This is a genomic window from Streptomyces sp. NPDC044033, from assembly GCF_056434425.1.
Genome location: NZ_JBWKFF010000025.1, coordinates 120414 through 127061 on the forward strand (window position 1 = coordinate 120414; position 6648 = coordinate 127061).

General features: G+C 68.2%; 6 protein-coding genes and 1 rRNA gene. All 7 read right to left on the reverse strand.

What is annotated here, in order from left to right:
- Nucleotides 1–14: 14 nt before the first annotated feature.
- Nucleotides 15–881: an FHA domain-containing protein gene (locus AC07AB_RS33805; protein WP_478575265.1), complete on the reverse strand. Its 867-nt coding sequence runs from the start codon at nucleotides 879–881 to the stop codon at nucleotides 15–17.
- A gap of 82 nt (nucleotides 882–963) precedes the next feature.
- Nucleotides 964–1812 carry a DUF881 domain-containing protein gene (locus tag AC07AB_RS33810; protein ID WP_478575247.1) on the reverse strand — a complete coding sequence of 283 codons (849 nt, stop codon included), beginning with the start codon at nucleotides 1810–1812 and terminating at the stop codon, nucleotides 964–966.
- 5 nt (nucleotides 1813–1817) lie between these two features.
- On the reverse strand, nucleotides 1818–2150 hold the full coding sequence (locus AC07AB_RS33815; protein ID WP_030364457.1) for a small basic family protein: 333 nt from the start codon (nucleotides 2148–2150) through the stop codon (nucleotides 1818–1820).
- Nucleotides 2147–3067, reverse strand: coding sequence for a DUF881 domain-containing protein (locus AC07AB_RS33820; RefSeq protein WP_478575251.1), 921 nt, complete (start codon nucleotides 3065–3067; stop codon nucleotides 2147–2149). Before AC07AB_RS33820 ends, AC07AB_RS33815 begins: the two co-directional genes overlap by 4 nt.
- Nucleotides 3068–3163: 96 nt before the next feature.
- On the reverse strand, nucleotides 3164–5659 hold the full coding sequence (locus AC07AB_RS33825; RefSeq protein ID WP_478575254.1) for a sugar phosphate nucleotidyltransferase: 2496 nt from the start codon (nucleotides 5657–5659) through the stop codon (nucleotides 3164–3166).
- 116 nt (nucleotides 5660–5775) lie between these two features.
- Nucleotides 5776–6384, reverse strand: coding sequence for a cardiolipin synthase ClsA (gene clsA / locus AC07AB_RS33830; protein WP_478575257.1), 609 nt, complete (start codon nucleotides 6382–6384; stop codon nucleotides 5776–5778).
- 178 nt (nucleotides 6385–6562) lie between these two features.
- Nucleotides 6563–6648, reverse strand: a 5S ribosomal RNA gene (gene rrf, locus AC07AB_RS33835); the annotation flags it as partial.

Below are 6648 nucleotides of genomic sequence, written 5' to 3' on the forward strand. Positions count from 1 at the left end.
CCTTCCCTGGCGGGTCAGATGCCCCGCTGGCTCGCGTAGAAGACCAGCCGGTACTTGCCGATCTGCACCTCGTCGCCGTTGGCCAGCGCGACCGAGTCGATCCGCTCCCGGTTGACGTACGTGCCGTTCAGGCTGCCGACATCCGAGACGGTGAAGCCGCCCTCCGGCTCGCGCCGGAACTCCACGTGCCGCCGCGAGACGGTGACATCGTCGAGGAAGATGTCGCCCTGCGGGTGGCGGCCGGCCGTGGTCAGGTCGCCGTCCAGCAGGAAGCGGCTGCCCGAGTTCGGACCGCGGCGGACCACCAGCAGCGCCGAGCCCATCGGCAGCGCGTCGACGGCGGCCTGCGCCTCCGGAGAGAGCGACGGGGTCGGCGTCTGGCCGGTGGCCTCCGACTCGTACGCCTCAAGACCGGAGATGGAGATGGTCGAGGTCGTCTCCGAAGCCCGCTCGGACGACGCGCCACCACGCAGCGGCGCACCGCAGTTGGAGCAGAACCGGCTGGACTCACCATTGCGGTTGCCGCACCTCGTACACACCAAGGCTGTACCTCCACCCGCAGTTGAGGTCGACGGTCCCGGAGAACCTATGCGCCCGGACGCGCCCTGGCCGCCCGGAGCATCGTCGCCCGGGCCTCCCACCTGATCCCGGAACAGCGGGCGCTCTTCTGACGCCTCTGTGCCTTCCACCGGCCGCTGCGCCCGGTGGCGCGCAGCACCGCTGCCGCCCTCCTGGCGCGAGCTCTTGCCGAACAACTTCGCAAACAACTTCACGGGCGATTCCCCTTGACCGAAACAGACCCGCCCGTGGGGCAGGACAAACCCTCGATGCACACACCATCCGACCCGGACATCTTTACAACGTCCGTGGTCAACAGACAGTTTCCACCACGCACCCCCCTCTTGGTGCGCCGACCCCCCGCAACGTCATGTCCCGGGTGCGGAGCCCCCGAGCCTGTGCGCCTCACTGCGATGACGACCGAGCGTAGTCAGGCCGCTCAGCGGACCGCAAGGCGTCCACGACGATCTTCTCAGAACGAGTGACGGACGCAGTGGCCTGCTCCTTCTGCAGAGTCTGCACCACCCCGCCCGGAATGTTGAGGGCCGGTTCAAGGTCCTGCGGCTTGCCGATCACCTTGAACCGGTAGGGAGGTGCCACTTTCTGACCGTCGATCTCCACCTTGCCGCCTGCGTCCGAGAAGTAGGTGTCGGCGGCCACGCGCACCCCGTTGATCTGGATCGCCTCCGCGCCCGCCGCCCTCAACTCCTGGATGGCGTCGAGGAGCATGTCCGACTGTACGGCCTTCTTGGGGTCGCTCACAGTGAGCTCGATGCCGGGGCCACGCGCCGCCACGGTGCCCGCGAGCACACCCAGCTGGCGTTCCTTCTGGGCCGTCTGCTTACGGGCCTCAGCGGCCTGGTTCGAGCTGTTCTCCAGCTCAGTGCGCTGGTTCTCCAGGCCCCGCTTCTCGTCCTCCAACCGCTGGGTGCGGTTGTCGAGCTCGTCCAGGATCCGTACGAGGTCCTCCTGGCGGGCGCCGCGCAGATTGCTGTTGTCGCTGGTCGACCGGACCTGGATGGCCAGCCCCAGCCCGAGTACGCCCAGTAGGAGGGCGACGATCAGCTGGGCCCGCGTCACCCGCGGCGGCCACAGTCCGGCCAGCAGCCTCTGACGGCCCGTCACGGCAGGAGCCGGGGCGACCTCTTCGTCCTCCACCTCGGGCCGCACTGGCTCTTGAGGCTTCTGCGGCTTTCGCGGCTCTTGCGGTTCCTGGGATTCCCCCGACTGCCCGGGCGTGTCGTCGGCGCTCATCGGCCTCACGCCCGGAAGACGTGCCGACGGATCGCGGCCGCGTTGGAGAAGATCCGGATGCCGAGCACGACCACGACACCCGTGGAAAGCTGCGCCCCGACGCCGAGCTTGTCGCCGAGGAAGACGATCAGCGCGGCCACCACGACGTTGGACAGGAACGACACGACGAAGACCTTGTCGTCGAAGATCCCGTCCAGCATCGCCCGCAGGCCGCCGAACACCGCGTCCAGCGCCGCCACCACGGCGATCGGCAGGTAGGGCTCGACCACAGTCGGCACGACGGGCCGGACCACGAGTCCGACCACGACTCCCACGACGAGGCCCAATACGGCGATCACGATGTGCCCTTCCCTGTGTCGGTGCCGCTCTTGTCGGCGCCACCGGCTTGCGGTTGTGCGTTACGTACTATCAGGCTCGGCGCGGCCGGCAACCGCACCTCGTCCTGAGCGGAGATGCTCACGCGGACCCCGTAGTCCTTCTGCAGCACATGCAGATAGAGACCGTCGGCGCTGTCCTGGAAGCCGCTCCGCAGCCGCTTCCCGTCCCCCACCGCGAGAACGGTGTACGGCGGTACGAGCGGCTTGTTGTCGACCAGTATGGCGTCACCGGCGGCCCGAATGGCCGACAGTGCCGTGAGCCGCTGCCCGTTGACGGCGACGGCCTCGGCGCCCGACTGCCAGAGGCCGTTCACGACGCGCTGCATATCGCGGTCGCGCACCCGGCCCGTATCGGAGAAGCCATTGCTCTCGCGGGGGCCGCCGCCTCCCTGGTCGGCTTCCTTGGCGTCGTCGATGACCAGTTTGACGCCCGGGCCGTGCACGGCGGTCCCGCCGGCGAGGAGCGAGACCAGTTCGGCCTTGTCGCCGCCGTGCTGCTTCAGGGCGTCCCGCTGGGTCGCCCCGACGCTGTCCCGCAGCGCGTCGACGCTCGATTTCAGCTTGTCCGCGTCCGATGTCTCCCGCTGGATGCGGTCGATGAGTTGCTCCCGCTCCTTGGCCAGCGTCGGAGCTGATATCCGGGCCTGCGCGGCCCCCACGGTGACCACGACCGCGGCCAGCACGAGCCCGGCGGCGAGCCCCAACTTCGCGCGCAGCGTACGCGGCAGGCCGCCCTCGCCGTCCGCGCGGCGCCGCTCCGCCGCCTCGGCATAGCCGTCGTCCAGACTGTGGTCCATGACGTTGGTCAGCAGCGACATGGAGGCATCGGGACGCTTCGGCGGCGATGCGCTGCTCCGGGACGGGGGCTGCTGCGACATGCCGCACATCGTCGCACGTCGGCGGCGTCGTCTCCCAACGGCCCTACCGGCGTGCCGGTCCGGGCCCGCGGGGGACGACGCCGCCGCGCCGAGGGGTCAGCGCCCGGCGCTGTCCACGATCGCGGACCATTCGTCGAGCAGCGCCTGGGCCGACGCGTCGTCCGGGCCTTCGGCCCACAAGTGGGTGACCGCCTCCGCCGGGTCGGGCAGCACCATCACCCAGCGCCCGTCGGCCTCCACGACCCGCACCCCGTCGGTCGTGTCCACGGAGCGGTCGCCGGCGGCCTCGACCACATGCCGCATGACGAGGCCCTTGACGGCCCAGGGGGTCGCCAGGTCACGCCGGAGCACATGGGCCCGCGGGATGCGCGCGTCGATCTGACTGAGCGTGAGCTGTGTACGCGCCACCAGCCCGATCAGCCGCGCGAACGCCGCCGTGCCGTCGAAGACGCTGCTGAACTCCGGGATGATGAAGCCGCCGCGGCTGTCACCGCCGAAGATCGTCGAATCCGCGCGCCCGACCCTGGTCAGATCGCCCGGCGACGTCGTCGTCCACTCCACCTGCGTGCCGTGGTACGCGGCCACCTGCTCGGCGATACGCGTGGTGGTGACCGGAAGGGCCACCCGGCCGCTGCGCCGCTCGGCGGCGACCAGGTCGAGCATCACCAGCAGGGCCCGGTCGTCCTCGATGATGCGGCCGCGCTCGTCGACCAGCGACAGCCGCTCGCCCACCGGGTCGAACCGCACGCCGAACGCCGCTCGCGCCGACGCCACGATCTCCCCGAGCCGCACCAGCCCGGAGCGGCGGTCTTCGGCGGTCTCCGTCGGCCGCGACTCGTCGAGGCCGGGGTTGATGGTGAAGGCGTCGACGCCCAGCCGGCCGAGCAGGCTGGGCAGAACGAGCCCCGCGCTGCCGTTCGAGGCGTCCACGACGACCTTGAGCCCGGCCTCGGCCACCCCGGAGGAGTCCACGTCCCGGAGCAGCGAACCGGTGTAGGAGTCGAAGACGCTCGACGGGAAGCGCAGATCGCCGATCTCGCCGGGGAACGCCCGCCGGTACTCCTGGCGCGCGTACACGCGGTCCAGCTTGCGCTGGCCGCCGGCGGAAAGGTCCGAACCGCGCTCGTCGAAGAACATGATGTCGACGGAGTCGGGGACCCCCGGCGTCGTACGCACCATGATGCCGCCGGCGCTGCCCCGCGCGGTCTGCTGGCGAGCGACCGGCAGCGGTACGTTCTCCAGATCCCGTACGTCTATGGCGCTGGCCTGAAGGGCAGAGATCACGGCCCGTTTCAGCGCACGGGCACCGCGCGAGTGGTCACGCGCGGTGGTGACCGTCGAGCCCTTCTTGAGCGTCGTCGCGTACGCCCCTGCCAGCCGCACCGCCAGCTCCGGGGTGATCTCCACATTGAGGATGCCCGACACGCCCCGCGCCCCGAACAGATGCGCCTGGCCCCGGGACTCCCAGATGACCGAGGTGTTGACGAAGGCGCCCGCCTCGATGGTCTTGAACGGGTAGACGCGGACATTGCCCTGGATGATGGATTCCTCGCCCACCAGGCATTCGTCCCCGATGACCGCGCCGTCCTCGATGCGGGCCGCCCGCATGATGTCCGTGTTCTTGCCGATCACGCAGCCGCGCAGATTGCTCTGCTGCCCGATATAGACGTTGTCGTGCACGACGGTCTTGTGCAGGAAGGCGCCGCTCTTGACGACGACGTTGGACCCGATCACGGTGTGCTCGCGCATTTCGACGTCCGCTTCGACCTTCGCGTAGTCGCCGATGTAGAGCGGCCCGCGGAGGACGGCGTCCGGGTGGACGTCAGCGCCTTCGGCGACCCATACGCCCGGAGAGATCTCGAAGCCGTCGATCTCGACGTCGACCTTGCCTTCGAGCACGTCGGCCTGCGCCTTGACGTAGCTCTCGTGGGTGCCGACGTCCTCCCAGTAGCCCTCGGCGATATAGCCGTAGATCGGCTTGCCTTCCTTCATGAGCTGGGGGAAGACGTCGCCCGACCAGTCGACGGGCACATCGGCCTCGACATAGTCGAAGACCTCCGGCTCCATCACATAGATGCCGGTGTTGACGGTGTCGGAGAAGACCTGGCCCCAGGTGGGCTTCTCCAGGAAGCGCTCGACCTTGCCCTCATCGTCGACGATGGTGATGCCGAATTCCAGCGGATTGGGCACCCGGGTCAGGCAGACCGTGACGAGCGCACCCTTCTCCTTGTGGAATTCGATCAGGTCGGTGAGGTCGAAGTCGGTGAGGGCGTCACCGGAGATGACCAGAAAGGCATCGTCCTTGAGCGCCTCTTCCGCGTTCTTCACGCTCCCTGCTGTGCCGAGTGGCTTTTCCTCGTTCGCGTAGGTGAGCTCCATGCCGAGTTCCTCACCGTCACCGAAGTAGTTCTTGACGAGGGAGGCGAGGAACTGGACGGTCACCACGGTCTCGCTGAGACCGTGCCGCTTGAGCAGGCGCAGCACGTGCTCCATGATGGGCCGGTTGGCTACCGGCAGGAGCGGCTTGGGCATGCTTGAGGTCATGGGGCGAAGGCGAGTGCCTTCGCCGCCGGCCATCACGACGGCCTTCATGTCGGAAGCGTCCTCCTTGAAGAGACGACGGTTTTGCCGACTTCACTCGCCCGGGTGGCCTATAAATACCGCTTACAGGCGTCCAGCCTCGACGAGGCCAATCACAAGGGTCGAGCTCAGTCGGCTGCGGTGTCCGCCTTCACGAGACGGCGGACCTGAACCACGTAGAGGATCCCTGCCCACCAGTACAGCGTTGTACCCCATCCGGCGAACGCCCATCCGAAAATAGCAGCGAGCGAGTGCAGCCAGGTAGTTCCATCACTGAGAAGGAGCAACGGAAAGGCATACATGAGGTTGAAGGTCGCGGCCTTGCCGAGGAAGTTCACCTGGGGCGGCGGATAGCCGTGGCGCCGCAGGATCCACACCATGACCAGGAGCATCGCCTCACGGGCGAGCAGGACGGCGGTCAGCCAGTACGGAAGAATGCCCCGCCAGGTCAGGCCGACCAGCGTGGACAGGATGTAGAGCCGGTCGGCGGCCGGGTCGAGAAGCCGGCCGAGGCTGCTGACCTGGTTCCAGCGCCTGGCGAGCTTCCCGTCGAGGTAGTCGCTCACGCCGCTCAGGGCCAGCACGACCAGCGCCCAGATGTCGTGCTTAGGTCCCCCGAACTCCGGCCAGAGGATCAGCCACAGGAAAACGGGTACGCCGACCAGGCGCGCCATGCTGAGGATATTCGGGATGGTGAGCACGCGGTCGGTCTGAACGCGCGTCTCCTGGACCTCCACCCGGGGGCCTCCTGTGGGAACGTGCCAACGATGCCTCCTGACCTTACCCGCAGTCATCACCGAGGCGAACAGCGGGGTCGGACAGAACGGCCGGGCCGGGAGGGCGATTGAGGAAGTGTGGGAACGCAAAAAAGCCCCGGTGGGAACCGAAGTTCCCACCGGGGCTTTTTTAAAGATTGTTCGGCGGCGTCCTACTCTCCCACAGGGTCCCCCCTGCAGTACCATCGGCGCTGAAAGGCTTAGCTTCCGGGTTCGAAATGTAAC